The 25,610-nt window shown below is 49.9% G+C and carries 26 protein-coding genes; 4 read left to right on the top strand and 22 right to left on the bottom strand.

The features are described from left to right. Positions 1-97: 97 nt before the first annotated feature. The 4 genes from SH449x_RS22965 to SH449x_RS22950 all read left to right on the top strand — a co-directional run bounded on the left by SH449x_RS22965 (position 98) and on the right by SH449x_RS22950 (position 3,032). A complete protein-coding gene (locus SH449x_RS22965) occupies positions 98-676 on the top strand; it encodes a hypothetical protein (RefSeq protein WP_482378416.1) in 579 nt (192 codons plus the stop codon). An 8-nt stretch (positions 677-684) separates the two neighbouring features. Further along, entirely contained in the window at positions 685-1,353 is a 669-nt protein-coding gene (gene cysC, locus SH449x_RS22960) for an adenylyl-sulfate kinase (protein ID WP_482378415.1), read from the top strand. A 19-nt stretch (positions 1,354-1,372) separates the two neighbouring features. Then, the gene (locus SH449x_RS22955) at positions 1,373-2,161 is read left to right on the top strand and encodes a GDSL-type esterase/lipase family protein (RefSeq protein WP_482378414.1); all 789 of its coding nucleotides are present in this window, start codon (positions 1,373-1,375) and stop codon (positions 2,159-2,161) included. Between the two features lie 259 nt (positions 2,162-2,420). Continuing rightward, complete coding sequence (locus tag SH449x_RS22950) at positions 2,421-3,032, top strand: response regulator transcription factor (protein ID WP_482378413.1); 612 nt, start codon at positions 2,421-2,423, stop codon at positions 3,030-3,032. 228 nt (positions 3,033-3,260) lie between these two features. On the opposite strand, the gene SH449x_RS22945 is transcribed toward SH449x_RS22950, so the two are convergent. The 22 genes from SH449x_RS22945 to SH449x_RS22840 form a co-directional block, all read right to left on the bottom strand. Beyond that, positions 3,261-7,862, bottom strand: a complete 4,602-nt coding sequence (locus SH449x_RS22945; RefSeq protein ID WP_482378412.1) for a coiled-coil domain-containing protein — start codon at positions 7,860-7,862, stop codon at positions 3,261-3,263. Positions 7,863-7,868: 6 nt separating this feature from the next. Then, positions 7,869-8,198: a gas vesicle protein gene (locus SH449x_RS22940; RefSeq protein WP_482378411.1), complete on the bottom strand. Its 330-nt coding sequence runs from the start codon at positions 8,196-8,198 to the stop codon at positions 7,869-7,871. Positions 8,199-8,250: 52 nt separating this feature from the next. After that, entirely contained in the window at positions 8,251-8,589 is a 339-nt protein-coding gene (locus SH449x_RS22935; protein WP_482378410.1) for a gas vesicle protein K, read from the bottom strand. Then, positions 8,586-8,819, bottom strand: a complete 234-nt coding sequence (locus SH449x_RS22930) for a gas vesicle protein (protein ID WP_482378409.1) — start codon at positions 8,817-8,819, stop codon at positions 8,586-8,588. The genes SH449x_RS22935 and SH449x_RS22930 overlap by 4 nt, the downstream gene beginning before the upstream one ends. 32 nt (positions 8,820-8,851) lie before the next feature. After that, on the bottom strand, positions 8,852-9,073 hold the full coding sequence (locus SH449x_RS22925; RefSeq protein WP_482378408.1) for a gas vesicle protein GvpG: 222 nt from the start codon (positions 9,071-9,073) through the stop codon (positions 8,852-8,854). 4 nt (positions 9,074-9,077) lie between these two features. Further along, positions 9,078-9,842: a GvpL/GvpF family gas vesicle protein gene (locus tag SH449x_RS22920; RefSeq protein WP_482378407.1), complete on the bottom strand. Its 765-nt coding sequence runs from the start codon at positions 9,840-9,842 to the stop codon at positions 9,078-9,080. 18 nt (positions 9,843-9,860) lie between these two features. Then, on the bottom strand, positions 9,861-10,172 hold the full coding sequence (locus SH449x_RS22915; RefSeq protein ID WP_482378406.1) for a hypothetical protein: 312 nt from the start codon (positions 10,170-10,172) through the stop codon (positions 9,861-9,863). A gap of 41 nt (positions 10,173-10,213) precedes the next feature. Continuing rightward, positions 10,214-11,533 carry a gas vesicle protein GvpN gene (gvpN, locus tag SH449x_RS22910; protein ID WP_482378405.1) on the bottom strand — a complete coding sequence of 440 codons (1,320 nt, stop codon included), beginning with the start codon at positions 11,531-11,533 and terminating at the stop codon, positions 10,214-10,216. Positions 11,534-11,595: 62 nt separating this feature from the next. Beyond that, positions 11,596-12,264: a hypothetical protein gene (locus SH449x_RS22905; protein ID WP_482378404.1), complete on the bottom strand. Its 669-nt coding sequence runs from the start codon at positions 12,262-12,264 to the stop codon at positions 11,596-11,598. A gap of 119 nt (positions 12,265-12,383) precedes the next feature. Next, positions 12,384-12,602: a gas vesicle structural protein GvpA gene (gene gvpA / locus SH449x_RS22900; RefSeq protein ID WP_482378403.1), complete on the bottom strand. Its 219-nt coding sequence runs from the start codon at positions 12,600-12,602 to the stop codon at positions 12,384-12,386. Positions 12,603-12,846: 244 nt separating this feature from the next. Further along, positions 12,847-13,638 carry a GvpL/GvpF family gas vesicle protein gene (locus SH449x_RS22895; protein WP_482378402.1) on the bottom strand — a complete coding sequence of 264 codons (792 nt, stop codon included), beginning with the start codon at positions 13,636-13,638 and terminating at the stop codon, positions 12,847-12,849. Further along, positions 13,635-14,525: a GvpL/GvpF family gas vesicle protein gene (locus SH449x_RS22890; RefSeq protein ID WP_482378401.1), complete on the bottom strand. Its 891-nt coding sequence runs from the start codon at positions 14,523-14,525 to the stop codon at positions 13,635-13,637. The genes SH449x_RS22895 and SH449x_RS22890 overlap by 4 nt, the downstream gene beginning before the upstream one ends. Further along, positions 14,522-16,660 (bottom strand): CDC48 family AAA ATPase, encoded by a 2,139-nt coding sequence (locus SH449x_RS22885; RefSeq protein WP_482378400.1) that lies wholly within the window; start codon positions 16,658-16,660, stop codon positions 14,522-14,524. Before SH449x_RS22885 ends, SH449x_RS22890 begins: the two co-directional genes overlap by 4 nt. A 61-nt stretch (positions 16,661-16,721) precedes the next feature. Next, positions 16,722-17,273, bottom strand: coding sequence for an Hsp20/alpha crystallin family protein (locus SH449x_RS22880; RefSeq protein WP_482378399.1), 552 nt, complete (start codon positions 17,271-17,273; stop codon positions 16,722-16,724). A 168-nt stretch (positions 17,274-17,441) separates the two neighbouring features. Next, on the bottom strand, positions 17,442-18,092 hold the full coding sequence (locus tag SH449x_RS22875; RefSeq protein ID WP_482378398.1) for a hypothetical protein: 651 nt from the start codon (positions 18,090-18,092) through the stop codon (positions 17,442-17,444). A gap of 78 nt (positions 18,093-18,170) precedes the next feature. Further along, complete coding sequence (locus SH449x_RS22870; protein WP_482378397.1) at positions 18,171-20,573, bottom strand: regulator of G-protein signaling domain-containing protein; 2,403 nt, start codon at positions 20,571-20,573, stop codon at positions 18,171-18,173. Positions 20,574-20,671: 98 nt separating this feature from the next. Further along, positions 20,672-21,325: a hypothetical protein gene (locus tag SH449x_RS22865; protein ID WP_482378396.1), complete on the bottom strand. Its 654-nt coding sequence runs from the start codon at positions 21,323-21,325 to the stop codon at positions 20,672-20,674. A 77-nt stretch (positions 21,326-21,402) separates the two neighbouring features. Further along, positions 21,403-21,900 (bottom strand): globin family protein, encoded by a 498-nt coding sequence (locus tag SH449x_RS22860; protein ID WP_482378395.1) that lies wholly within the window; start codon positions 21,898-21,900, stop codon positions 21,403-21,405. Between the two features lie 35 nt (positions 21,901-21,935). After that, complete coding sequence (locus SH449x_RS22855; RefSeq protein WP_482378394.1) at positions 21,936-23,024, bottom strand: hypothetical protein; 1,089 nt, start codon at positions 23,022-23,024, stop codon at positions 21,936-21,938. Between the two features lie 73 nt (positions 23,025-23,097). Then, positions 23,098-23,874: a V4R domain-containing protein gene (locus tag SH449x_RS22850; RefSeq protein WP_482378393.1), complete on the bottom strand. Its 777-nt coding sequence runs from the start codon at positions 23,872-23,874 to the stop codon at positions 23,098-23,100. Positions 23,875-23,942: 68 nt separating this feature from the next. Further along, positions 23,943-24,593 carry a biliverdin-producing heme oxygenase gene (locus tag SH449x_RS22845; protein ID WP_482378392.1) on the bottom strand — a complete coding sequence of 217 codons (651 nt, stop codon included), beginning with the start codon at positions 24,591-24,593 and terminating at the stop codon, positions 23,943-23,945. Between the two features lie 4 nt (positions 24,594-24,597). Further along, positions 24,598-25,452, bottom strand: coding sequence for a hypothetical protein (locus SH449x_RS22840; protein WP_482378391.1), 855 nt, complete (start codon positions 25,450-25,452; stop codon positions 24,598-24,600). Between the last annotated feature and the right edge of the window lie 158 nt (positions 25,453-25,610).

Genomic DNA, 25,610 nt, shown 5'->3' with positions numbered 1-25,610 from the left:
ACGAGGTTTATGGGAATTTACTCCCACTCTGGACCTGCGGCTACATTCTGGTAATGTACAATTTTCACGATTTCCCCAATTTCGGATAGGCGAAACGATGTCCAAACCAGATTCTTTGCGCGACCGTGGCAATGCCCTCGAAGACAAGTTCTTCGCAGATCTTGACGTTCAACTATTAGAGGAATTAAAGGCAAAGCAGGAGCAGCAAGATACACTAGCCGAATTCTCCCGCGTCACTTGTATCAAAGACGAATCGGTCCTGAATTCTGTGATCAAATTGGGAATCACTTCGCAGTCGATCGCAGCTTTGCGGGTTTTTCCACTCGTCGCAGTTGCATGGGCTGACGGGGTTGTCGAGGAAGCCGAGAGGGAAAAGGTGATGGACTTGGCATCGATCCACCTCGGTAACGCAGACGCTCCGTCCTACAGACTGCTCCGGTCCTGGCTAGAAAAGAGACCTGCCGAGGACGTCATGGAAGCGTGGCTGACCTACGCCAAAGGTCTTGTAGAAGCTCTCACCGAACAGGACGCCGAAAGCCTCAAGGAAAGTCTTCTGGCCGAAGTGAAGGAAGTGGCTTCAGCTAGCGGTGGGCTTTTGGGCTGGGGAAGCATCTCGAAAGGTGAGCACCTAACCATGAACAAAATTGAAGCTGCCCTCTCCAAAGCTTGTGATTGATATTCCCCATGAGTGATGTCCCACAAGTCGTTTGGCATTCACACTCTGTAACAACAGAGGAGAGAGCCAAGCGAAATGGTCACCGCGGCTGTGTGCTTTGGTTCACCGGATTAAGCGGTTCGGGAAAGAGCACCATTGCCAATCTTGTCGACCAAGCCTTGTTCGCCAAAGGCTTGCAGACATTCGTGCTCGACGGCGATAACGTACGTCATGGACTGTGCGCTGGTCCGAACCTGCTCGAACCAAAACATGGAGCTGAATTCGCCCAACGCTTTGGGCTGGGGTTCGGGGCGGATGATCGTGAAGAGAACATTCGACGTGTTGGTTGCCTGACCGAACTCTTTGCTTCCGCTGGATTGGTTTGCTTGTCCGCGTTCGTCAGCCCTTATTTGCGGGATCGTGAACTCGTCAAGCAATGGGTCGAGTCAAAGCAAGGGCCGGGTTCGTTTCTAGAAATCTACGTCAATACCCCAATCGAAATCTGCATGCAGCGCGATCCGAAGGGGCTTTATCAGCAGGCTCTAGCTGGAAAGATCAAGAACTTTACCGGCGTTTCTGACCCGTACGAGCCACCGGTAAACCCAGACTTGATTCTGGATACTTCATCGGAGTCCGCAGAGCAATCCGCGCATCGAGTGATCGAGCTTCTTGTTTCACGTCGTATTGTTAACGCATAGACAGGTAGGAGTGGGGAAGATGTATCGACCGTTTTGGAAATGGGGTATTGCTCTACTTGCTAGCTTTATTCCTGCGTTGGAGGCCTCGTTTTCAGGGGCAAACGCTCAAGAGGCGACTGCTGCTGACTCAGGATCGTCATTGGCTGATACCCACGCTAGCTATCTTTCCGAGAACGGGCTAACAGTCTATGCCGCGGCTGCGGAAAAGTGGACGGGAGATATCGCGCGACTCACCGAGTCCAACAAGGCAGTGTCGTCGGAAGACTCGATTCTCTTCATTGGCAGTTCCACTATTCGGCTTTGGAAAACTCTTGAACAAGATGTTGCCCCATACAAGACCATTAACCGTGGATACGGCGGCGCGAAGTTCTGTGATCTGGCTATATTTGCGCCGCAAATTGTGTCCGGCTTGCGGTATCGAGCGGCCGTCGTGTTTGTTGCTAATGACATTACTGGTAGCGCCGGCGACAAAGAGCCTGACGAGATTAAACGCCTTGCCAGGATCGTTATTGAATCCATACAAAAAGAGAATCCCAAGGCTCCCGTTATTCTCCTCAGCATCACGGCGACTCCATCCCGTTTCGTGCACTGGACCAGGATTCGTGCCGCTAACCGTGCTCTAGAAACCCTGTCCGAGGAAATGGACGACGTCCACTTTTTAGAAACAGAGAAGCACTATCTTAGTGAAGATGGGCAACCAATAGAAAAGTACTTTGTCGAGGATCGCCTTCACCAAACGGAGTCTGGATACCAGATCCTTGGGAAAATTGTCAGCGAGAAACTTAGCGAGTTAATCCCGCAGTCCTGACTCTCTGGTCTATAACTGGTTCCTGAAAAAGCAGGCGAGAAAGATCTGCCTAAATAAGCCCCAATGGGGTGATGGCAGCCCGTTGTGCGCAGACCACTCATTCGACACGATTTTTTGCAACAATAAGTGATTCCCTTATACGCACCAGGGTGGTTTCCCACATTGTTAGGGTGTTTTAGTGTTATTATTCTCTCCCCTAAGCGATACGTTGCCCGAATATGTTTTTTCGAGGAGTAGGTTGACATCGAAGGGACGGATCATGACGACAAGCTGTAGTGGCGTCTGGTTGGTGAGCGATGATGAGAGGATACGAAGCGAAGCCTCATTTGTTCTGGCGGAGGCGGGAGTGGCCTGCAGCCGATTCGCTTCTTCGAAGCATGCACTTGACATGATCTGCGTAGCACGACCTCCGTGTCTGCTGGTTGACCACGAGCTCGTGGATATCGATGGCCTCGAGTTGGTGTGTCGTTTTGATAACCAATTCGGCAAGCTCCCGTTTATCTTGATGACCCGACATGGCACCGTAGAGCTCGCCGTGAATGCCATGAAAATGGGTGCTGTTACGGTCTTAGAACTGCCGCTCCACCACCAGAAACTCGTCGACGCTGCGAAAGAGGGGTTGAAGCTGGGTACAGAAAAACGCAAGCGAGAGGACCTGCGATTCGATTTCAATAGTCGGCTGCAGTCTTTAACAGCCAGAGAACGTGAAATAGCAGAACTCGTCTTCGAAGGAAAACTCTCGAAGCAAATTGCTAAGATGCTCTCTATCAGCCCTAAAACCGTTGAGGTTCATCGGAGCCGCATCACAAAGAAACTCGAAGTCGAGTCAGTCACGCAGCTTGTTAGGCTGATGCAACTGACTCGGAGCTGATCATGAATCATCCCAAATAGTGTAAATGAGGAAACTTACACTGTGCGAGGACTGTTGCCCTTTTTGAAGATACTTCTCCAACGAAACAGGACATAAGGCACCACTAACCAAAGCAGTCCTTTTACTGTGAAAAAAGCGATCGTTAAAGCGGCCAGCCAAATTGAGTTGGTACCGAACGATTCCCAAATACTTGCATATATCATATCTTCATGCCCTGTTTAAACGCTTCTATGAATTGCCAAAAACCTCAGCCCAAGCATCCTGCCTCGGCTTCGTTCGGTTGATAGAATCGGATTCCTGGTTGGGTTCCATCGCGATCTGCTTGGGATTGCTTGGACGCGTGTCGTTTGCCAGATCGGCTCTTAGAGTTTGCTCGACCTGTTTTATTTCTTCGAGTACGCCCCATGCATCCTGTTCGGTAGATTCCAGCGGAATCGCTTCCTTAGTCGCCACGATCTGCGAGGCGATTCTTTGCTCTGCAACAACCACTTCTGATTGTTTCTTCGTGAGCAATTCCAATTCCTCTTGCTTCTGTCGCAAATCCTCGTTCGCTTGCAGTAGATCGCTAGTCGCCTTGTTCAGCTCGTCATGGGCTCTTTGCCTTGCGTCCTGTAAGTCTGCGATGGATTCCCGTAGTCGCTGAACTTGTTGGTCGCATTCAGTTAACTGTAACTGTGTTTGTACTAGTTCACTCTTTCTGGAGACAACACTTACCGTCAATTGTTCCGATTCATTGGCCAGTCCTTCTTTGGTGGACTGAAGTGCCTCGAGCTGAGTCTCTAAAGCTTGGATCTTTTCTCTCATCTTGGCCTCAGTACGCTCTGCCACGACCGCTTCCTGTGATCGAGACATTAACGCCTCTTGGAGTTCTTCCATCTCTTGCATTAACTCACCGATGGTAGATTCGGTCGTTCTGCGCAATGTTGCCAACTTTTCGATCTCCCTCTGCGACTGGCTGATACGCTGAGCAAGGCCGTCCATCTCATTACACTTAAAGTTGATAGCCTCATCGAACTCATCGAGACTCTTTGATCGCTCCTTTAAAGCCGTCTCGGTCTCGTCTAGGTTGCGTTTCTTTATCTCAATCGTTTGCGAAATTTCAAGAAGCAACTCCTCGTTGCTGGCCTTGGACTTGTAGAGTTTCTCGAGGTTGTTCTGCTCTTCTCTGATGCGTGTTTCGAGTCTCTCGAGATCTGCGAAACTGATCTTCTTTTCTACGATTTCCGTCTCCAGCTTACGCATTTCGTCCGATCGCTCTTGAAGCTTGGTTTCGAGTGCAATCAAATCCTGACAACGATTGCCATATTCATCCTCGATTCTGAGTAGTTCTTGCTTCTTCTCTTCGAGCTCCTTAACGTCGAGCTCGAGGTCCTGTTTGCGATCCCGGATACTTTCCCATTCGGTCTGCATACGAGCCAGTTCGGACTGTTGTTGGACGCAATCGCCCCGGAGCGTTTCCAGCTCCGATTTAACAGATTCCAAGCCTTTGATTTCTAATTCCAATCTCAAAATCTCATCGTTGCTCAGTTTGCTGCGATCCGCCAAGGCATCTAGTTCACTTTGCAACGCGATTCTCTGATTTACAAGCTGGGACAAATCAGTTTGTGTTGTTCTTAATTGCTCCTCTGCAATTGCGATTTGCCCCCGGCAGTCTGCGATTCTCTCTTGCTCGCTTTCCCATTGCCGAGTTGAAGCATCCAGAGTCGACTCCATTTCCTGTACATCACGTCGCAGCAAGTTAAGTTGCTCGATCGCTTGTCTATTCTGGGCGGCCAGCGATTCGCGATTTTGAAGTTCACTTTCTGTGGAGCGTTCGATTTCCTCTAGTTTTCGCTCCGCATCAATGCGTTGCTCATTGAGAACACGATATTCCTGTCTAGCAACTTCACACGCGTCTTCGATGCTTCGTTTTTCATTGCGATGGACAACCAACTGGGATTGTAATTGCTCCCTTTCTTTCTCGAGAGCATTTCTACGTTCTAGATGAGTATCGATTTCCTTTTGCAGAGTCGCGATGTAGGCCTTCCACTGTGAAGCAACGGATTGGGCCTCCTCGACTTCAGCTGAGATAGATTGCAATTGATTGTTCGCTCGAGAGTTGCTCTCTTCCAGCTTTTGAGATTCCCGTGTTAGCTTGTCGATTTCGTTCGTGCGCATTTTGATGTCCTGTACGATTCGTTCGTAGTTACTTTCGGCTTCACTTTCTTTGGCCTTCAATTCTTCAAGCCGTCGAAGTAGCGTGTCTTCAGATCGGTTGCCTTCCGAAAGTCTAGCTCGAAGCTGGTTAATTTCGTCTTGAAGGGAATTTATTTGAGCTTCGTAGTCGGACAGTGCTTCCCGCTTCGTCTCGACATCTCTTGTTAATCGCTCCTTCTCGGATCTTAGGAGTGAAAGCTGTTCCGATCCCTTTTGTATCTCAGTTTCAAGCTCCTGGAATGCTGCATTTCGTTGAGATAATTCGCGGTGTTCTTCCTCAAGCTCAGTGATTCTGGCTTGATACTGCTCCAAACTAGCGTTGAGCCTATCGACCTCAGTTATGAGGTCCGCTCGCGTCGATACGAGTTTTTCGAGGTTGCTTTTCTCGTCATTGAGATCCTGTTTGATGCTGTCTAGCTCACGGTTCAATTCAAGTCGATCGAATGAATCTCGCTCCATTTGAGCTTGAAGGGAATCGCACTCGACATCAAGGGCCGCTCGGTTGGAGTTAAGCAAGTCGACAACGCGGTTAAGGTCGTCTATCTCCCGGCGTGATCGCTCGGCCGACTGTGTGAGATCTGCAATAAGCTGCTCAATCTCGCGCGCCTCATCGGCCTGGCGTTCATAATCATTTCTGAGCTGATCTGTCTCGCTCTGGATCTTACCGAGTTCCTGCTCTTGCGAGTGAATTCGGATCTGAAGCTCTCTCAGTTCTTCCTCCGCATCTTGCTTTCTCTTTTGTACATCACCTAGTTCTCGATTCTCGGACCTTACCGCCATCAGTTCTTGCTTCAACGCATACAACTCAGCAGCCCGATCCTCTACTTGCTCACTCAAACCATTTGCTTTCTTGGTGAGAAGCTCGACTCGTTGCTCGGCATCGGAAACCTGCTTCTCAGCATCAGCAATCTGTTTCTCAGCGTCTGTCGCTTGCTTTTCTGCATCGGCGAATTGTTTTTCTGCTTCCGCGATTACTTGCTGCGATCTTTCGATGGCCCGGTTTGCCTCTTCCTGTCTTGCACTCAGCTCTGCGAGTAGGATTTCCATTCGCTCCCGCTCTTCCATCTCGATCGCATGTTGTGCACATACCGCACATACCATTTGTTGGCACGGTTCGGATTCCATCTGGTCCGTCGAGTCCAATTGATCAGGAGCATTGAGATCGTTCGTGTGCTGCTCGGTGACACTCTTCGCGACAGAAAGGTACTCGAGGTCATTTATTTGTTTCATCAATAAACCGACACGAGCTTCGATGGAATCGCGTTCGGATTGTTGGTCCTGAAGCCTCCGATCCTCCGTTTCGCAAGCTTCTTCGAGCAATCTCAATCTGGCCTCGTTCTGAACGATCAGCTCCTTTTGGCTCGAGATTTGGGATTCGAGGCTGAGTGTATTGTTGAGGAGATTTATGTTTTCTTGTTGAGCGTCGTTAATACTATTTTCCAACTGTTGTCGAATCTCATCTGACGCTCGCCGCTTAGCCTCCAACGTTTCCAATTCCTGTGCCAACTGCTCCAGCGTTCGTTCTGTTTCTTCCCTTTGAGAGTTCAGGTCTTGGCAGACCGACTTTAGCTGCTCTTCCTGCAACTGTATCGATGCGAGAGCCTCCTCAACGATCTTTGCTCGGTCTGTACGTTCGTTGATGGTTTCTTCGAGGGTAGCCAATCTCGCTTCACTCTCGGCAACGGCCAGAGACGTTTCTTCCAAGGACTGTTTCGCGCGCTCCTCTTCGTGAAGAAGGTTTGCCACCCGCATTTCAACCTCGGATAGTTCCGTTTTCCTCTCTGTTGCCTGATTTGTAAGTGTTTCAAGGTTGAGCTGAGCTTCTTCGATAGATGCTGCTACAAACTTTTCGCTTTGGTGGAGTTGCTCGATTTCTTCCTCGAGCAGTTGCTTTTTAGTTGTGCTTTCTTCTATCTCCTTTGCCGCTTGTTCGAGCTCCCTGGCTGCTAACTCCAGATCCGATGTTGCTCGCTCGAGATCCGTGTTCCGTTGCTCAGACTGGGCTATCAGGGTTTTTTGCTCATCCTCTAAACTTGCGATGCGCTCTTCAAGCTCGTCTGCTGCCTGAGTCTTTTCGTTCAGAGCTGAGTTGAGAAGTTGGATTTTCTCCTGTTGCGAATCAGCTTCCACCTTGGCAAGTTGCAGTCGGATCTGTTCATTTTCGACGCACCATTTTGCCTCATTGATGGCGTTAACCCACTGCAAACGCTCCTTTAAAAGCTCATTAAGGTGAACGGTCACGGATTGAATACGCTCGTGCGTCTGTTCTCGCTCATCCTGAAAATGTGTTTTTCCTTTAGCAAGATCCGACATTAGGCACATGCCGACCAAAGCATAAAGCACAGACAGAGCAATATTCGCAATGATCATTTGACTGACCGTCGCTTCCATATAGCTCAATGCCACGTTTAGGAGTATACAAAGAAGTATGACGATCCCGAAAAGCTGTTTGGTAATAAAGCTAATCTTAACCGTACCTCTACGATCGTCTCCGCTCCCGTCCGCCAATAGCTCCTTAGCGGACTTCGTAAAGAAGGAAACTTTGTTTGCAAGAGACTCAAGATCCGTTCGAAGCTTTTCCGTCTCTTCAGTACGGATGGCAGCGTTGTCGATTGTGGGATTGCTCGTGTTCATGGCTGTCTATCGAACTTTTGCGTTAACGCGTTCCATATCCTTAAGTCGCTGTTCCATCGCTTCGAGTCGCGAAGCGAGCATGGCAGCATCGGACTTTACCATCTCCTCCGCTTCGGTTCCCTTCTTCTCGATCGCGAGATTCCACCAGTCCATGCCAATCTCGCGGGCTTTTTCTACAGAGCAAACGACTAAGCGGATTTGTATCGTGAGTAGTTCGATATCAACAAGCTTGATGCGAATATCTCCAGCGATCACCACCCCCATATCGAGAACGCGTTCTAATATGTCAGCAATAGATGTCGACGCAGTCGCGGTTGGAATTCGGGTTGTACTCATCTCATTTCACTCCGTTGATTTGTGTATTGGTTCGAGCGTTGATAGTGGATCGTTACAGTAGTTTGCCCAAAGGCCCGAGGTCCATGTTGAGGTCCTCTCGACCGATTCCAAATGCGACGCAAAGGGTATCAATTGCCTCAGATTGTTTCATCAAGCAGTCGCCGAGCCGCTCTATCTCATCATCGCTTAGAGTCCCTTTTTCCATACGGCGAATAGCTTGCCTCTCGAGCAACTCGTGTAGTAAATTGACGATGGTAACCGCCAATCTCCCTAGCCCGGTTGCTGCATTCTCAGCATTCAGTTCGACTCTACGCGAAGCAGCAGCCGACGCCATCATGGCTTGGGCGAGTTCCATATCCGGTGAAAAGGTGGCAGAATTTGGATCACTCATGCTGCAACCCCCGTTGTGTTGCGTGGTCTCTGGCCATGGGTTAGGCTGGGGGGCATTTCGTCCATAGCATCAATGGCGACCACCAGTGCACGTAGCCCGACATACAAAAGGTCAACACCAGCGACGGAGACCGTTATGTCACCTGTTACTACGACTCCTTTGTTGAGCAATCGATCGATTGCATCACAAAGTGAGATGTTCTCTTTAAGCCGTTCCTGGTTGCTGTTCATGTTCCAAATCCTTTTGGCATGTCGTGTTCTGATTAGTCTTCTGATTCGAGCAGATCTAGCAACTCTGCTTCGCGTGCGTCAAACTCATCCTCTGTGATTTCTCCAGCTTCGAGCATGGCATGCAGAGCAGATAACTGCGCCATGTTGTTCGCTCGTTGGTTTTCTTTCTCTTGATCAACCGCCTTGGCGACTTCCTTCGCAATGAATAGAAAGCCTTTGAACGGAGACATCAGAAGATCATCGATATAGAACATAATGCTAGTCCATTGAGAGTGCTAGCTTGACGAAGCTGTAGGGAGGCCAAGGCCCGTTGAAAGTGATTGCGAACTCATCGGTGAATTGTTCCGCAATCTTGTAAACCGCAGCGTTAAACTCTTCCTCGCGATCGCGATGGATTAAGCATGCCAATCGCATCACATCGGAGTCATCGCGAGTTGGCTGTACCTGTAGCTCACGTGAAATCGGCGTTAATCCATCCAGAAATACTTGAGAGTGATTAGTCCGCTCCTCATTGATTAAGGCTTCGTAGATTCGCCCCATTTCGATCTGATCTTCGCGGGTTGCCCTACCCTCAACGATCAAGGCCCGGGCCGCTTGTAGCTCGGGATATCGCTCCACAAAGTATTGAGCAACATTCTCGGCCGTCCATTTGAGCGTGACCGTCATCTCTACATGGCCGCCAACTTTATCGAGTTGGTCGAGTAAGACCTCGCGGTTCCCATCGAGAATATGGTGTACTTGTTCCAGATCATCCGCTATTAGTCCAAAGGAAACAGGCAGCATGCTCCAATGCTTTGCCAGGTGCGTCACGATCTCTTGGTGGGCAGCTAGGAATTTCCTTTGGGGGCGAATCTTTCGCGGAACGATCGGCGAAACTGCGACGGCAACGTCACCTCGCTCGATAATGGTCAATTCCGCTTCTTCAATACCGGTCAACTTTTCAGAAAGAACGGCTTCACCATCCGATGCATTAAGGAATGAGTACACGTAGAAACCGGTTGCTGTTTCCGTTTGGTTCGACATTATAAACTCTCCGTAGTTCTAGTAGGTGAATTCGATGGAACGATCATGGGCTTGGGTTTCACCCGCCCCTGGTTGGATCTGGCTTTCGCTCTGTTGCGCAGCAATCCGACTCTGGAGCTCCTGTTGCTCCAGGACTATCGATTGGATCCTAGCGGAAAGTCTACTTGCCCTCTCCAGGAGACTCTCGAGCTCGTGAGCCCGCCGAGATCGCTCGATCTCAAGCGACGTTAGCTTAAGGTACAACTCTGGGGTTTTGAGCGAAGCGACGGCCTTTCTGGACGCTCGCGTGCGCATGCTATGCAGTCCACGTCTTGTCGAGGAGTTTCTCATGGATCAAAATCCAGTTCGGTGCAAGTAATGGTGAGGAAGAACTACTTCTTCACGGTCAGCAGTGCACTCGAGAAACCGTTGGAATCAAATGCAGGTGGCCGTGGCAAGCGACGATTAGCGTTATCGCGAATTATGTCGATGCTGGTTACCTCATCGGCACAATTTTCCTGCTCAGATTTCTTTTCCAGAATGGAACTGTCTACATCATTTTTAGCGTCGAGTGCAAACTCTGCAGATCGTGGGACGCTGGCCGTCTGAATCTTGCTTTCGAGATCATCGAGTCGAGCATCTAACCGTAGGCTAGGTTCAATTGATCTCGGCAGATCTATCTTGGCTGCGGCTTTTGGTGAGAGTGTATTTGTACTGACCTTCGGTATGCTTCCTTTAGCTTCACGGCCACCTGTCGTGAGCCCTCGAATAATAGATTCAAAATCGGAAGCGGTAAATGGCTTTGAAGATTGTCTGGAGGAGTTATAGAAAAGAACATCTTTACATGTCGCCATAAAGATGGGATCGTCGCAAGAGACCATAGCCTTGCGATGATCAAGGATTCTTGCAATCGCCAAGGCTGCTCGAATCGTCGGCCCATTCTTCCCTCCGAATCGCTCTCGCATTGTTCGGATGATATCCACAATTCGCGAAATATCTTCCTGAGAGCGATTGCTCTTGGCACGAACGATCGCGATCTCTGTCTCTCGATCCTGGTGGGACACCTCTAGGGTAATCATCCGATCCAAGAGTGCATCCTGAGACTTGTGAACCCCAACATACTCTTCTGGATTGGACGTAAAGATAGCCCGAAAATTGGGATGAACGCGGATAATATTCTTTTCTTGCCCTGAAGATGGGATATTAAGTATACCCTCCTCGAGAATACTCAAAAAGGCATTGTTCGCGGCAGCGGGTGATCGAGTAAATTCATCATAGATGACGGTATGCCCCTGTTCGCAGGCCGTTGTGAGTCTGTTGTTGCTCCACATGAGCGAAACCGTCTCTTCGGTCTTCAGGATCGAGCTAACATAGTTGTCTCGAACAGATTGTCGTCGAAAGCCAGCATCCTTACCAAGAAGATCGGAACCTCTCAGTTCATCGTCGCCGTGCAATAAGGTGCATCGCCTACCAATTTTTGAGGCAATATGCAAAGCCAGCGTCGTCTTCCCCGTCCCGGCAGGACCGGACAAATGGACTGCATATCCAATTTCAATATAAGCCAATGCACGATCAGTAATCTCTTTGATCGCGTCGGTCGCAACGAAATCAGGCCCCGGCTGCGGAATAAAGTCTGAAGATTGAGATTGGGCCGGGATTCCGCTCAAAATCTTAGGTGCCGCTCCGCCGCGATGTGGTGATGCCTCGTGCATGGTGATCGTATTCTTTACTTGAAAGTGGGAACTGGTTCAGTTAACGCTTCGGATCCAAAAGCTCAAGAGACACCCTGGGGGACCATAACGGGGGGCAACGGAAGGTCTGGAATTCTCACGCTTACTGCCACACTTTCCAAGCTAGAGACCGTCTCGACGGAACCGTTCAGCGATGGTTCGCTAATCTGTGGCGACGGTGTAATGTCGCGTCTCGAAGTCGTTTTGTTTCGAAGTCGAAGCCAAATCTGTCTCGCATCACTGCGGTCGCGGGACAATGTTTTTGTCATGCGTTTTGTCTCGGATCGTATGCGTTGGACCTGCGATCGGATGGATTGAATCGTTGCCGCAGAGGCCCGATCCTGGTGCCGCGCTGAACGCTTTCGATCGCTGTTGTTTTGCCGAAGGAACCGGGCTATTTCTCGCCTGTTCCTGAGGATCTCTTGTTTCAATTGTGCCTTGGAATTTCGCGAATCTCTGAGTCTTGTGTTTCTCAGATCGCGAAGGGTTCTTTGGACCTCTTTCTGATTGTCTCGCTTAAAGGTGGCCAGTTGCTTACCAAGCGTCTTGGCTTCCTGTGCAAGCTCCATTTTCATCTGTTTGCGCTGGTCGCTCAACTCGCGACGCATTCTCGAGCATTCTTTCTGATTGCTTTCTAGAAATGCTTTGCGCTCGGTTCTGGATCTTGCAATGTTGTCCGCTAATCGTTGCATCTGTTCGCGAAAACTAGCCATTCTCTGCCTCTCAAAACAACCTAATTCAAAAAATAGAAACCGAGAACAAGACCGGTCCCGACGATAGATTCAATCGTTCCAATCGTGGGACCGGCCTGGTCTCGAGTTTTCGGAATGCACTAAGCTGGAGCTGCTGCAGTTGCAGTCAAGCCGATCGCTTCAGCATACTTCAGGTAGGTTTCAACCGATGCGATGACAACCCGAGCTTCAACGGAGAGCAATTCGATACCAACGAGAGATACCTTGGCCCAAACGTCGATCACGACACCTTTATCGAGGATGCGGTCAACAACTTCTGCCAAGCTCGACGAATCGGTTGTTTTTTGTACTGATGCCACTTCAAATTCTCCTGCAATACTAGAGAAACACATATTGACTATCACTCTCGAGTACAACGAGTACTATTTCACCAACCGTTCTGAGGCTTTGACTCGGGCTAGTCGGTGAATGAGAGCATTTCCTTTGCATACTTGCTACTTTCCACGAAAGGACAGCAGCCTACGCAAACGATCTACACGTAATATTGCTTCTGGTTTAGCTAACCGCTTCCTTGTAAAGTGTATTTGCACACCTTTGCATGGATTATGCAGCTTTGCTAATTCCCTCCGATTCCATAAACGAAAACGGAGGCCACGGTCCAGAAGCTACCGTGGGTGGTTCGTGACGCAACAACAACTGTTTCGATAAACTGAGTAGGGAACGTACGGCCGAGCGACGAACCAATAGATTCAGCTTTGCTATGGTGTACGTCTGGTCGCCATGATGCCCGTCGACCACCTTCAGGTTGCCTACTGAGGTGCTCGAGTTTTGTATGGCATCAGGATACCGCTCCCTGAATTGTGAATATAGAAGATCGAGATCGCCCTGCACCTGCGACTCTTTGCGTTTGTGTTCTAACTTTCGCCGCAGATAAGTGCCCCCACTTTGTCGAAGCCGATGATCGCTGACTTGCATACTAGAATCTTTTGATATCGTAGGCTCAGGAATGGCCCACCTGATATTCAGTTCCGAGCAATTCTCGATACGATTCAAAGTGGCGAGATATTCTGCTTCGTTTTCAAAAATGCTCGAAACGATCTCTTGTTGGGAGAGGATAACACCAAAACGAACCGGAAGAATATCAGCTGACGCATGCAAATAGTTCATTGCTTCACTAAAAGAATGGACCGCTAATTCTGAGGTCAGCGTTGAGGTATCGTTGTGGAGTATTCTTTTCGCAACGATTTTTAGGTTAGAGACTTCGATCACCTCTGCTCCAGACAAACAGTGTTCGTTGTCTGGAAAGATTCTTAAATCGGCCGCTTTTTTCGCAACGGCGACGAGCATCCATCGATCACCGCTCACATCCGACGTTGAGTACTGTTTATAACTCATGCTACTGCCCTCTCAGAATCCGATTTACTTGGACTCGAAAGGGACGGACAGAAACTGTATGCAGGCCATGGTCCAGTTAATTCGGCACGCAGTGCGGTCGTTTGGAAAGAGCTTTCATTCCATGCCTTGATCCAAGCAGCCAAGGAGTCCGAAAACAGATCGGATACTAAGACAGCTAGATTGCCAACCAATTCATCATGCCCTTCATTCTTTGTGACAGATCGTATTGGTCGAATAACATGCTCAGGGAAGGATTCCGTGACGGACCCGATGGCTTGCTCCATTGCTTCCACAAAGAATTGAGATTGCGATCGTGTTAGTTCTCGCTGAAGCTGCTTAAATCTTAGATAGTTTGCACCTCGCATAGGACTGCCGTCTTGGATGAGTCCGTCGCGCGATGCAATAAGCTTAGCTGCGTGAGCAGTGTCACCAAAAAACTTGAGCCCCCATTCTCGCTTACCTCCAATACGTCCAAAAAATTCGAGCAACTGAGGTGTCGCACTTTGCGTAAAGCCGTAAAGGGACGATTCCGACGAGAACAATGTTCCGAACCGCGATGGGAAGAAGGCTGACTGGGAACTTAGTTGACTAACCGCCTCTTCGTGTGCCATGACTCGCGGGGTAAGCCAATTGATATCTGCTAGATTTTTTTCTCCGGCTTCACCTTCGAAGTCGGTTCGATCAATACGTCTGTACCACGCGATGGTTGGGCCAACTTTGAGTTGTTCGATTTCGAACAATTCGCACAGCATAAGTGTGTGTGGGTCGTAACATGGTGCGTTAGCGGGTTCACCAGAATCATTTAAAATCTGTAATGATGACTTTGTTCGTTCGGAACAGCCGTTCAGTTTCGGAGAAAAACCTAAGAGATAAAGTGCTTCGTTCATTCGGACTTTCCTTTCTTGCCATCCTTGACCTGAAGTAGACTCTCCATGATGTCCTCCTTGGTAATCAACACGCTGGGGGTCGATTTGGTAGAGTCCTGGATTTGATCGACGACCCGCCGGATGCTAGCCCGAGCGGCCATGCTGCATATTGACGCCAAATCTGCACCCGAGAAACCTTCTGTTTGGTCAGCGAGATCATTTAAATCGAGCTTCTCGGCAAGAGGTCGAATCTTCAAATGGACGTTCAGGATGGCTTTGCGACTTTCTCTGTCTGGAAGTCCGACCTCGATGGTCTGTTCAAAGCGTCCATATCGCCTTAACGCGGGGTCGACCATGTCGGGACGATTCGTCGCGGCGAGGACAAACACTCCATTCATCTCCTCGATGCCATCCATCTCAGATAGAAATTGACTGAGAACGCGTCCTGCAACACCCGAATCCTGCGTACCCGATTGCCTAGTCGCACAGAGACCATCAATCTCATCAAAGAACATCAAACAGGGAGCTGCTTGGCGAGCCTTGCTGAATATGTTACGAATGGCTCGTTCCGACTCACCCACGAACTTAGACAGGAGCTCGGGGCCTTTTACGGAGATGAAATTAACTTGGCTTTCGGTGGCGGCAGCTTTGGCAATCATCGTTTTGCCTACTCCCGGCGGACCGGCCAGCAGGACTCCTCGAGCTGGTTTCACCTTGGCTTGTGAAAAGAGGGACTCATATTTTAGAGGCCAAAGGATGGCTTCGCGAAGCTGCTGTTTAATCGATTCCAAGCCACCGACATCGTCCCAATAGACATTGGGTACCTCGACGAACACCTCTCGGATGGCGGATGGTTCTACGGACTGAAATCCTTGCAGGAACTCCGCCATAGTGACTCGAATGGAAGCCAACTGATTGTAAGGAATCCTCTTCTGTCCCAAATCGATGCGATCCAGCAACTTTCGAAGGCAAACCATGGCCGCTTCACGGCACAATGCTTCTAAGTCGGCTCCCACAAATCCATGGGTGATGGATGCTAGATGTCTGAGATCGACATCGTCTTCTAGCGGCATTCCGCGTGTATGAATTTCGAGGATATGAAGACGTTCCGAGCGGTCTGGGATCGTAATCTCAATCTCTCGGTCGAAACGGCCTGGACGTCGCAGTGCAGGGTCGATCGAGTTGGGCAGATTTGTGGCTGCAATGACGATAACGTTTTCGCGTTGCTTCAAGCCATCCATCAAGGTAAGTAGCTGCGCGACGACGCGACGTTCCACATCCCCTGCTGCATTCTCTCGCTTCGGAGCGATCGCATCGATCTCGTCTAGAAATATGATGCTTGGCCCTTGCTTACTGGCCTGTTCGAAGATCTTTCTGAGGTGCGCCTCGCTCTCGCCATAGTGCTTGTGAATGATCTCCGGTCCGCTGATCACAAAGAATTTTGCATCGGCTTCTTGAGCGATCGCCCGTGCGATCAAGGTTTTGCCGCAACCTGGTGGACCGTACAGCAATACGCCACGCGGTGCGCTGACACCTAAACGCTCGAAAACCTCCGGAAATTTCAGTGGCAATTCGATTATCTCGCGAATTCTCTGCAACTGAGCTTTGGCACCTCCTACATCTTCATAGGAGGGGGCTCTGTTTCCGCCTTCTTCAGCGCACTGTTCAATCAGTAGCTTCGTATTCGGGGTTATCAAGACAGGGCCGTCGGGGCTAGCAGCCTGGACGTCGAAGTCGATAGACTCGTTGCCGAATAGAATTGCGCGGATTACGCTCCCCTTTTGAACGGGTAATCCATCTACTAAAGAAGCTATGTAGTCCAAGTCGCGTTCGACAGGACGAATTTTCCGAGGTCTTATGGTGACCTGCTCAGCGTCGCAAAAATCGGTTTTTTCAATCTCGATGAGATCATCGATGCTGCAAGCTGCCGACTCGCGAAGCACTCCATCCAATTGGATCCAGGATTGGCCTCTGCTGTCCTTATGCGCAGGCATAACCTTTGCAACCGTCGATCGCTTGCCGGTGATCAAGACAATATCGCCAGTTCTTACTCCCACCGACTCCATGTCAGCGGGATCTAACCTTACCAATCCTCTACCTACGTCTCTGCTGGCTGCTTCGACAACTCGTAGACGTACCTTGATTCCTGCATCCATTGCACAACCCGTTTCCGTGGGTAATCGTTATTCAATCCGTTATGATCGGTTGAGGATTGTTCTACGGATTCGTTAAACGAATCTCAACCACGCCATTGTTCGCCGCGATCGATACCTGATCGGGACCAAATTCTCGCGGCAATTCCAATTCTTTTTTGAACTCAGCAACTTTGCTCACACCATGCATATGAAGCTTCTTGCCATCGAAGGAAAGGCTGATGTTCTCGCTAGATACGCCAGGCATCTCGGCGATTACTTGAACATGATCTCCTTCGTCGAAGATCTCAACATGTGGTTCGCGGATCCGAGGGACGCTGCTACTAGGCGCGTCGGTCTCGCGTTTGGCTGGTTTAGCAACGGGCTTGATCTCTCTATCTGCATCTCCGTCCCGACCTGGCCCGAACCTTACGTTCATTCCGAACGAGGTGTTGAATTTCTTGCCTGAGGCCGTTTCCCCTTGATTCATCGCACTGCGGAATGCTTCCCCTTTCTCCGCCAAATCACCGAACTTGTTTATCAAGTTCGAGACGCCGTCGAAAATCCCCCCGATTCCAAGCATGCCGGATAAATCCGGCATCGTCTCATTAGGCTTGGTTTCTTCTTTTTCACTCATCGTCAATCTATCTCCTGCAATAAGTCGGGAATGTGCGTGTTAGGAGAGTCGGTTTGTTTTGGGGCTTGGCAAATCAAAGTGTGCAATGGAATGCCTATTTTGCACGTATGGCGGTTCCTCTCGCCTAAAGAATCGGCATTCTTGGTACACGCTTCATACGGGATATCCTTACGAAGCACGCGCCTCACGGACCGCAACGCCCTGATTATCTCTGGGCTTGCCAAACGGAAAATCGACATCGACGTCGTCTGGTAGAAAATCCTGAACTCGATGCTGTAAGCCGACAAAAAGTATACCGATATGGTCAACGGGTAAAGTCTCGGAGATTCGATCCGCTATAAATCGATCTCGTTTTTCCAAAAGGAATTTTGCTTCAACGTTTGGGTCGACGTCAGCTGGCTCGTCAATGTCGGAGTACAAGCCCTGCGAGAGAGCCTTCTTCACGGCCTCATATTCCTTTAGCAGCAACTCAGGCGATTCTGTCCCTCTTAAGTGGGCCCCTTTTTCCAGTAACCACTTTAGTATCAGGTGGTTAGTGCTCCCTTTTGCCGCTAATTCCTGAACAATCTTATGTTCGATGATTTGCTCTGGATGACCGGTAAACGGCAGGGCATCTTGGTAAAGAATCGTCTTTGCGTACTCGAGTCCCCAACCTTCGATACCTGCCTGGAGTTGGCTCCAAAACTGGTCAACGACGTTTTGTTGCTTCTCGACTGCGGACTCGCGCATCGACTGGCTTTTTGCGATACGAACCGATTGTTCCAGGGAACCTAGATCATGTCGCGAATGAATAATCGGAATGATTTTTAGGTGTCGCATCGCTTGGGTCACCATAGGTAAGGCTGCCAGCCTCGGAGGAAGGTTGGCGGACAAGCTGGCAGCCTGCCTACTGACAGACTACTTCATAGCAGCCACATCGGCAAACGAAACCGGCTGAATTGATGCCGCTAGGTTGGCGGTCGAAACGAAACGTCTGTTGGCACCGGATCTTTCAGTCGCCCCGCTCGTGCCGGTGTTCACGAAAATCTGGTTCAGATACATCTCAATCGTTTCTGCTTCATCGCGATCGAGGGTATCCCAGATTGCGTTAATCAGCTCGTTAAAGTTGGCCTTTGCACACGGTGAATTGGATTCGAAATTCTCCGGTCTGGCCACAATGTTTTGACCGATTCTCTTTCTCCACCAAGCTTTGAACCGAGAAACGTCACCAGGCGAGGACATTAGGTGACTAGCGAGCCCTCTCAGCATCACGGAGTTGTCTCGTATGCAAGCTTCTAGTCCGCGTTCACCCAATTGCTCTTTGTAAGCTGGTGAAGAGTTTACGGAAGCGGTAGAAATCCGTTCTGCCATCGCGCTGCTATGTGCGTTGATTCTTAATGCACCGGTATAAGCTGGTGCAGCGGACGCGAGACCCATCAATAACTCTGCGATTTCTGGGTACTCTCGCAATTGCTCGAGCATGCCTCTCAAAAACTCTACGACAACCGAGCCGGGCAGCTTGCTGAATCGGATTTGTTCCGCTTGGAAATATTCATGCAAAGCAGCCTCCGCTGCTCCACCGCCTATAATGGCTGCTTCAATCGTCTTTTGGATTAGCAGCTTGCCATCTCGACGACCTGCCTTGACTCCTCCCCGCTCCAGGCTCTCATGCCTTGGAGAAGCCTGATATCCTCGTTCCACGGCAGAAATTGCAAATCGATCCGCATGAGCTGCGACTGCGTGCAGTTTCGCGTGTCGATCAAAGCAGCCCATCGCTTCCTCCAGATAGCATCGTGCCACTTTCGCATCCTCGGGATCTGCATGAGTCTCGATAATGCGGATGACTCGATCGTAAACCTGTTTGAGAATCCCTACGTTGAATGGTAAGTTCGGGAGCAAGTATTTCGCTATGTAAGCCCGGAACTCATATCCATTGACACTCGATGGACCAGCGGGAATCAACTGCACAATCTTGGAGAGGACCAAGCGAATGTCGCGGTAACCGGCACGCTTGTCCGCCGCAAATTGGCTAAACGTTTCGATGGCCCAATTGGCAGACTCAACAGAAATTTTGTCAACAACCTCTGCTAATCTCATCGCTCCTTCGGTTCGACGTGCGACCTCGACAAGTTGTAGTATTGAATGTCGGAACACCTTAGCCGTGTCATCCTTCCAACGCCCATCCACAACCTCCAGCAACGTTTTCAAACTCGAGGCAAGGAACCCGGAATGTGTCGATGGCATGGTCGGGAGGACCGTATTACACCAGACGCTGGCAAGCTGTTCTGCTGGGATCTCACCCGTTCCGCACGCATGCAAAATTGATAGCTCGGTGATGAGTTGTCGATTTGCCATAGAAACTGCGGTTTGAAACTCATCGGTTCGCAACAGACCGAGTGACTCACCACGTTCTAGCATCTTAGCGGCAGCGGCATCTGCAATCTCTCCCGCATTGGTTGTCAAACGCACTGCCTGTAGCAGGTTGTTGGAACTATCGGCCATCGTTTCGAAGAGATCGCTGACCGCCATAGCTGCTTCAGGACCGCAGCACTCTACGATTCCTTCGCGAAGTGCCAAGAATGACCAGTACCAAACCTCGTGATTGTACTCGACTTGGCTCATCAACCGCTCGATCAACCAACCGGCGAACTGCTTCTTCATTTCCATCGGGTTGGGACTCTTCATTACCCGAGCGACTTCTTTGATAAGAAGCTCAAAGTCTCTCTTGCATTTGGAAACGCTTGAGACTCCATACTGCGCCTTTACCTCAGGCATGATTGCCATAACGCGTTCAGCTGCGAATTCCGCAATGCGACGGTGCGCTCGTTGGATGGTGCCGCTGTACGATGCTTGGCGAACAAATGCGATCATCTCTTCAAAGACGGTGTCCACAAATGGATGTGCATTCGCGGGCAGCTCGCGATGGGTTCCTTGTTGGAGGAAGTGCAAAAAGACCTCCATGTGATGTCCTGTAACATTGGCTGCATCCAAATGTCCAACAAGCCACGACAAGACCTTCTCAAACGCGATCTCGCATGAACCTTCACGAACAGCTTGTGCGGCGTATCGGAGCAGGATCCGCCCGTCTTGATGCCCCTTCTTACGACGCATTGATCCGCTCGGCCCATCAAAATCTGGGGTTATATCGCAAAATGCGTGAGTGGCATAATCCACGATCTCAAACTCAAATTGCTGAATCCATTTTGAAATCAGCATCCGATGAGGAAGTTCCAATGAAGAGCCCAGTGCCTGCTCGCTTTCAAGGGACGTAAAGTAGCGACCTTCTGCCCCGGACATTACTTTGGAAAATGCGCTATTCATAATTCTTCCTTCTGTTTTTTGGTCAGATGCATTGGCTCTGCTGGTTTCAACGTGGTAGGAATGCCATTCGAGACCACTGACAGAACTTGCTCATCTGTTTAAGACTGTAGAGTAAGTAGGTGGTTTAAAATTTCGGCGTGAGATTTGGGGCTGGTTTTCCAAGCGCGAAGTGACTCGATTCGCTTTGGATCGGAGAGCAAAAAGCGGCTTGCGCTGAAACCGTCCTTTGCACACTGGGACTGATAGCAGTCGACGTCTCTCGCTATAAAATGCGAGAACATGCCAGCCAAAATCCCTGCGGTGAGTATGTCTGCTGGATAGGTGATCTTTCCTTCGGTGATGTCAGCCATGATGGCCCCCTCGAGCGAGAGATCGATGACACCCATAGCAAAGTGAGTGTAATCCAGGGAGAGAAGCCCCCATCCGTTGTGCCCGAATTCCTGACCAATCAGGCTTTGAAAGAATGCAAGCGGAAAGTCTTTGAGTGGCAACTGATAAAACTCAGACCAAGCGTCGTCGAGCCCCTTGCCAAAGTTGCGTCCCCACTTGCGGCCGCAATGATAAAGTACCTGTTCTACGCGGTCTCCACACTCTTTTTCTAAAGCGCGGTGCAGCCCTAATAGAAAGTCGTTAGTCAAGGCAATCATTCGCCGTCCAGAGCGATTGACCAGCACACCGGTCTCAACATTGGCCGTCATATACAACCTTTCAACGTAGTAGTTTCGAAACTCCAATTCGGTTGTGTTTGTCATTGTTCGCTCTTTAAGCCTCTTCTCACAAAATCTATAATGTACAAAAAAATCTAATGATCCTGTTTCTAACCTATTCGCTAAACCGCTGGTGTTGCTGGCGCGGGGAAATCGGACATCACCTCAATGGTTCTGTTGAGAAATGGTTCAAATACTGCAAAAGCATCCGGTGGCAAGCTTTGACGAAACCCCTGCTTGAGATACGTGTAGGTATCTCTGTTAAACTCAGGAGTAAAGTTCAATCCTGCCAGGATCGTTCTTAACCAGAACAATAGCTTTTCTTCCAGAATTGACATGTCATCGAGCAGCATCGCTTGTGCCATGAATCGCGTGGTGAGCTGCACGTCTCGAAATGCCTTCGCCCAAGCACTGCCGTGATACTTGTCAAAGTTTGGGTATCGTTTTCGAGTGTTATCGATGCAAAACCGGACGGCCGCTTCCTCATTGGATTCGATTAAACCAAGAATCCGAAATCGTTCGGGAAAGCCATTGGTATAGTCGAGTACCTCCTGCCTTTCTTCAGGAGTGAGGTAACGACTGTCACTGCCAATTAATAACTCCGATATTCGATTGTTCATAGTTCAAGGCCTAAAGTGTATTTCGACTTTCTAGATTAACTGGGACGGGACGCGTGCTGCAATTGCTCACGCAAGGCAAGATTTTCTAGGTTTAACGCAATGATGCGATTGGCCATTTGCTCCATCGGATCGACGTCGCTTTGCTCTCCCCGAACCCTCGCGAGCTCCATGTTGAGCTCGAGTACCAAACGTTCCAATTGTGTGAGATAAGCGTCGTCCGTATCAGTGGAATGAGGGCGGGTTGTCGTGACCGCGTGTGGTGGTCTACCTGCCGCACCTTGTAAGTTCGGTAAAGGAACTTTGCGGACAGGTCGGCTCTCTACGATTGATTTGGGCTGCAGGGCGGGGACCGGCTTGTGAACTTCTGGTTCGGTTGGTGCAGCGGCCACTACCTCGGCAACTGGCTGCCGTTTTGGTTCCGGTATTGGTGCGACTTTTGCAGCCGCATTCATTGCTGGTCGCTCTACAGTTGGTTCAGGCGTTAAGTCGTCCGATTGGGCTGATTGCTCAGGGATCGCCTCTTTGGCTTCAACATCTTGGGGGGCAAGTTCTGTAGGCTCGACTTCCGATTTGATTTCGGCTCCTGTCGGCGTTTCGAGCCTGGGTTCCGAGTCGGGTTCTGAAGATTGAACCACGACTTCAGGTTGGTTAGCTTCGATTTGTTCTACCACTGGTTCAGGCGAACTAACGGCTGCCGCAGGTTCTTCCTTCGCTTCCACATCGATTGAGTGGTCGACATCGACCTCCGATTCTTTGTCATCTTGAGAAACAACCTGAGGAGGTGCCTCTTCTGTTTCAATAGTGTCTTCAGTTTTCTCAACGAGAACCGTTTCCTCGACTGCGGTTGGCGCTGGGATGTCGGCACTGGTCTGAGTCTCACTAGCGGGCTGGGCTGTCATCGAGACAGGGGGCGATTCCACTGTATCCTGAGGGTTGGAAACGGAACTGGGCAGCTCAACCCATGGCTTACAATCCGGAATCTGGAAATTGTTGGCATTTCCCCAATTGATCGCTTGCCCCAACTGTCCGACCAGCAAAGAACCAAGATTCAACGCCTGAAGCGATCCTAGAGTGGATCGCGCCGTCGTCGATGGGCTGCTTGGGTTTTGTGTTTCAGACGTCATGTTTCTAATCGGTTCCTTAATCCAGCTTGATCATAGTTGCGTTGTTGCCAGGAAGAGTACTGTGCCTCCGACCTTATGTGCTACGAACCTTTTTCATAATATCCTTGCCCGTCGCACCTTGGCTTCGCCAGAAGGCGGCAGCATTAACTCTTTCCGCATGAGAGATGAGGAACTTGCAGTGGTCAGCCCCCATGGCGTAGCACTGTATCTCCACACATCCGAAGTCCTTTCGACTCAAAACGCTAAACACAGCAGAGAATAGACCCGCGTAGAAATAACAAACGACCGCACCGATGTCACCAAGCGTCTTTGCGACTGCGGATTCATAGAGCTCGATGAAGAGCATGTCCCGTTTGGCCTCGCGGAAATCGAATTGCCAAGTGCCCCAGCCCTCAATCGTAAGGGGCCACCACCAGGTTTCGAGCATCATCCCCATTCCCATTTTGTTGAAATCCACCTCGAACTCGCCTTGGGAACGCTTCACAAAGTTGCGCATGTCCTCCATACCCCATGCATAGCCGGTTTCATACATAACCATCCCAGCACGGTCGCCGACCTCATCCTCTAGTCCTCCAAGTACCCCTGTAATAAAGTCTTCCGTCACACGTAGAACTCGTTGACCATAGACGTTGGTGATGATTCCACGCTCACGATCGCGCAGATAGAATTGCTCAGAAGTATAGTAGTTGTGTTTGAACGGCTGGACACCAGGTGTCATCCGAATGGAATCTCGAATTTTGTCATCGGCCTTCTCATTCCGAATTCGCACCAACGATTTGGAGTCCGGGGTTCCTGATAAGATTTCAACAAACTGTTTTGTCTTCTCTTCGGTGGATAGGTCTGTGCTCATGGCTTGGAATCCCAATTTATCTTTCTACCGGCTATTACATTCTCCGGTACTTTTTTCGTTGTTTTGAATTAAGCCGTCATACGGTGTTGAGATGCGTCGGATCTGTACTCATTTACAGGCAAAGCTTCATAGAGTGTGTTGAGCATATCCATGAATTGAACTGCGCCCTCGATTAGGTCCGCCTCAGCTTGGTCATCCAATCCAGCACTGTCCACTCGAGCCTTAAACTCTCGCAATCTAGCGGGAGTCTGAGCTGCACCCTCGAGGTGGTATTCGAGGCCTGACACTTCTCCAGCAGTTAAACCGAGAGTGCGGCCAAGCGGTTTGGCAATGACGAGAGAACCCATTCTAGATCCTTCAAGAATGTAAATGCATCCCAATAATGCGTGAGGAACTGTCGCTCCCCAGGCGTTGATCTTCTCAGTGATGAGGGCTGTTTCTGGCAGGACGTCAAAGCTGTCCACCTGGAAACCGAATGCTTTGAGGTCGCGGGCAATCGTATCTGTACGAATCATCTCATCGGTAAAGAATTCCGCCGCTTGCGAGCAAGTCTGAACGCTTGACTCCAATGCCTTGTGGATGTGCCACAATTGAGATAGCCCGCGAGAGTAGTCCTCTTTTGTGATCCTGCCATCCATCATTCCCGTGGAAAACGGTGTTTGCTCAATCTGATGGTGCGAGGCTGAAATCGCAGAACGAACAAGATTCATTACGCTCATTGCTTTATCCTTGTGGTTTCGCAAAAAGAAAGTCTCTCATAAACTTTTCAGTCCAATCGGCCCCAAAAAGCTTGCTCAGGAATTTGTTACCGGGGCTGTGTTCCATGTGGTGATATTGATACTGATGCAAGGTATCAATGGACGCTTCGTCGCGCTTATGTCCAAGTATTTCGGAAGCGACATTCCCCGCAGCATAGCCATACAGATAGGCATCCATGTAAGCTAAGTAGCAGTCCTCGACATGAGGCAGGCTTGTGGAGGGAATATTGCGAGCATAGGTATAGTTTCCTTGGGAAGCGTCCACGGCCCAGTCCGGTGGTAATTCGTTGCAGGGTAAATCTGCAAAACGTGGTGCTATGGTCCCAGTCAAGAATTGCGTGTCTTCGAGAAGAGATGCATCCGAGATAACTGGGACTTGTACATCGACAAAGGCGACCCGCACCTCTGTTCCGACAGCAATCAGCTCAGCTGCATAGACGGGCATGCGGTTTGGCCTGTTAGGAAAGATCCACGTGTTGATGATCTGATTCTTCGGACCATGAATATAGACCATGCGGAGGGATGCGAGTTCCTTGCCACCAACCAGAATCCCCCATTGGTAAGCTTCAAGGTCGATCTTGCCATGAAGCGATTCACGCCGTGCTAGGTCGGCCGGTATCGTCGTTGTTTGCTCATCATGGTAACGCATACGCTCCTTTGTTTCGCCAACCAGCTTGCTAAACGAAACAGGCACCAGCTCGAGCGGCTTTCTACGAACGCCGGTAAGGAGCCTGGAGATGAAGCCGGTGCCTCGACTTTCGACCGGAGGTCGCGAGTAATACTCGGTAGGAAAAAAGTCTAGGGTAAAGGTCGGGTGCATGACGATCGGTACCAATCATTTCTTGCATGCGAAATCCATAAACGCTCCTGCTACTCTCATGGATGAACAGAGCGTACGCTTGTGAGTGATCGTCATTTGAACAAATCAAATCGCATCATTTTTCCTTGCGAATTCGCTCCTCTGTCTTGCATGCCATG

It is taken from the genome of Brakhagea baltica (assembly GCF_052161605.1).
In the GTDB taxonomy this organism is placed as follows: Bacteria; Planctomycetota; Planctomycetia; order Pirellulales; family Pirellulaceae; genus JBKCUI01.
This window is presented reverse-complemented; position numbering and strand designations above follow the sequence as displayed.

Coding starts and splice junctions, on each gene's coding strand:
- SH449x_RS22965 (WP_482378416.1), top strand. CDS start 98: ATGTCCAAACCAGATTCTTTGCGCGACCGTGGCAATGCCCTCGAAGAC.
- cysC (WP_482378415.1), top strand. CDS start 685: ATGAGTGATGTCCCACAAGTCGTTTGGCATTCACACTCTGTAACAACA.
- SH449x_RS22955 (WP_482378414.1), top strand. CDS start 1,373: ATGTATCGACCGTTTTGGAAATGGGGTATTGCTCTACTTGCTAGCTTT.
- SH449x_RS22950 (WP_482378413.1), top strand. CDS start 2,421: ATGACGACAAGCTGTAGTGGCGTCTGGTTGGTGAGCGATGATGAGAGG.
- SH449x_RS22945 (WP_482378412.1), bottom strand. CDS start 7,862: ATGAACACGAGCAATCCCACAATCGACAACGCTGCCATCCGTACTGAA.
- SH449x_RS22940 (WP_482378411.1), bottom strand. CDS start 8,198: ATGAGTACAACCCGAATTCCAACCGCGACTGCGTCGACATCTATTGCT.
- SH449x_RS22935 (WP_482378410.1), bottom strand. CDS start 8,589: ATGAGTGATCCAAATTCTGCCACCTTTTCACCGGATATGGAACTCGCC.
- SH449x_RS22930 (WP_482378409.1), bottom strand. CDS start 8,819: ATGAACAGCAACCAGGAACGGCTTAAAGAGAACATCTCACTTTGTGAT.
- SH449x_RS22925 (WP_482378408.1), bottom strand. CDS start 9,073: ATGTTCTATATCGATGATCTTCTGATGTCTCCGTTCAAAGGCTTTCTA.
- SH449x_RS22920 (WP_482378407.1), bottom strand. CDS start 9,842: ATGTCGAACCAAACGGAAACAGCAACCGGTTTCTACGTGTACTCATTC.
- SH449x_RS22915 (WP_482378406.1), bottom strand. CDS start 10,172: ATGAGAAACTCCTCGACAAGACGTGGACTGCATAGCATGCGCACGCGA.
- gvpN (WP_482378405.1), bottom strand. CDS start 11,533: ATGCACGAGGCATCACCACATCGCGGCGGAGCGGCACCTAAGATTTTG.
- SH449x_RS22905 (WP_482378404.1), bottom strand. CDS start 12,264: ATGGCTAGTTTTCGCGAACAGATGCAACGATTAGCGGACAACATTGCA.
- SH449x_RS22895 (WP_482378402.1), bottom strand. CDS start 13,638: ATGAGTTATAAACAGTACTCAACGTCGGATGTGAGCGGTGATCGATGG.
- SH449x_RS22890 (WP_482378401.1), bottom strand. CDS start 14,525: ATGAACGAAGCACTTTATCTCTTAGGTTTTTCTCCGAAACTGAACGGC.
- SH449x_RS22885 (WP_482378400.1), bottom strand. CDS start 16,660: ATGGATGCAGGAATCAAGGTACGTCTACGAGTTGTCGAAGCAGCCAGC.
- SH449x_RS22880 (WP_482378399.1), bottom strand. CDS start 17,273: ATGAGTGAAAAAGAAGAAACCAAGCCTAATGAGACGATGCCGGATTTA.
- SH449x_RS22875 (WP_482378398.1), bottom strand. CDS start 18,092: ATGCGACACCTAAAAATCATTCCGATTATTCATTCGCGACATGATCTA.
- SH449x_RS22870 (WP_482378397.1), bottom strand. CDS start 20,573: ATGAATAGCGCATTTTCCAAAGTAATGTCCGGGGCAGAAGGTCGCTAC.
- SH449x_RS22865 (WP_482378396.1), bottom strand. CDS start 21,325: ATGACAAACACAACCGAATTGGAGTTTCGAAACTACTACGTTGAAAGG.
- SH449x_RS22860 (WP_482378395.1), bottom strand. CDS start 21,900: ATGAACAATCGAATATCGGAGTTATTAATTGGCAGTGACAGTCGTTAC.
- SH449x_RS22855 (WP_482378394.1), bottom strand. CDS start 23,024: ATGACGTCTGAAACACAAAACCCAAGCAGCCCATCGACGACGGCGCGA.
- SH449x_RS22850 (WP_482378393.1), bottom strand. CDS start 23,874: ATGAGCACAGACCTATCCACCGAAGAGAAGACAAAACAGTTTGTTGAA.
- SH449x_RS22845 (WP_482378392.1), bottom strand. CDS start 24,593: ATGAGCGTAATGAATCTTGTTCGTTCTGCGATTTCAGCCTCGCACCAT.
- SH449x_RS22840 (WP_482378391.1), bottom strand. CDS start 25,452: ATGCACCCGACCTTTACCCTAGACTTTTTTCCTACCGAGTATTACTCG.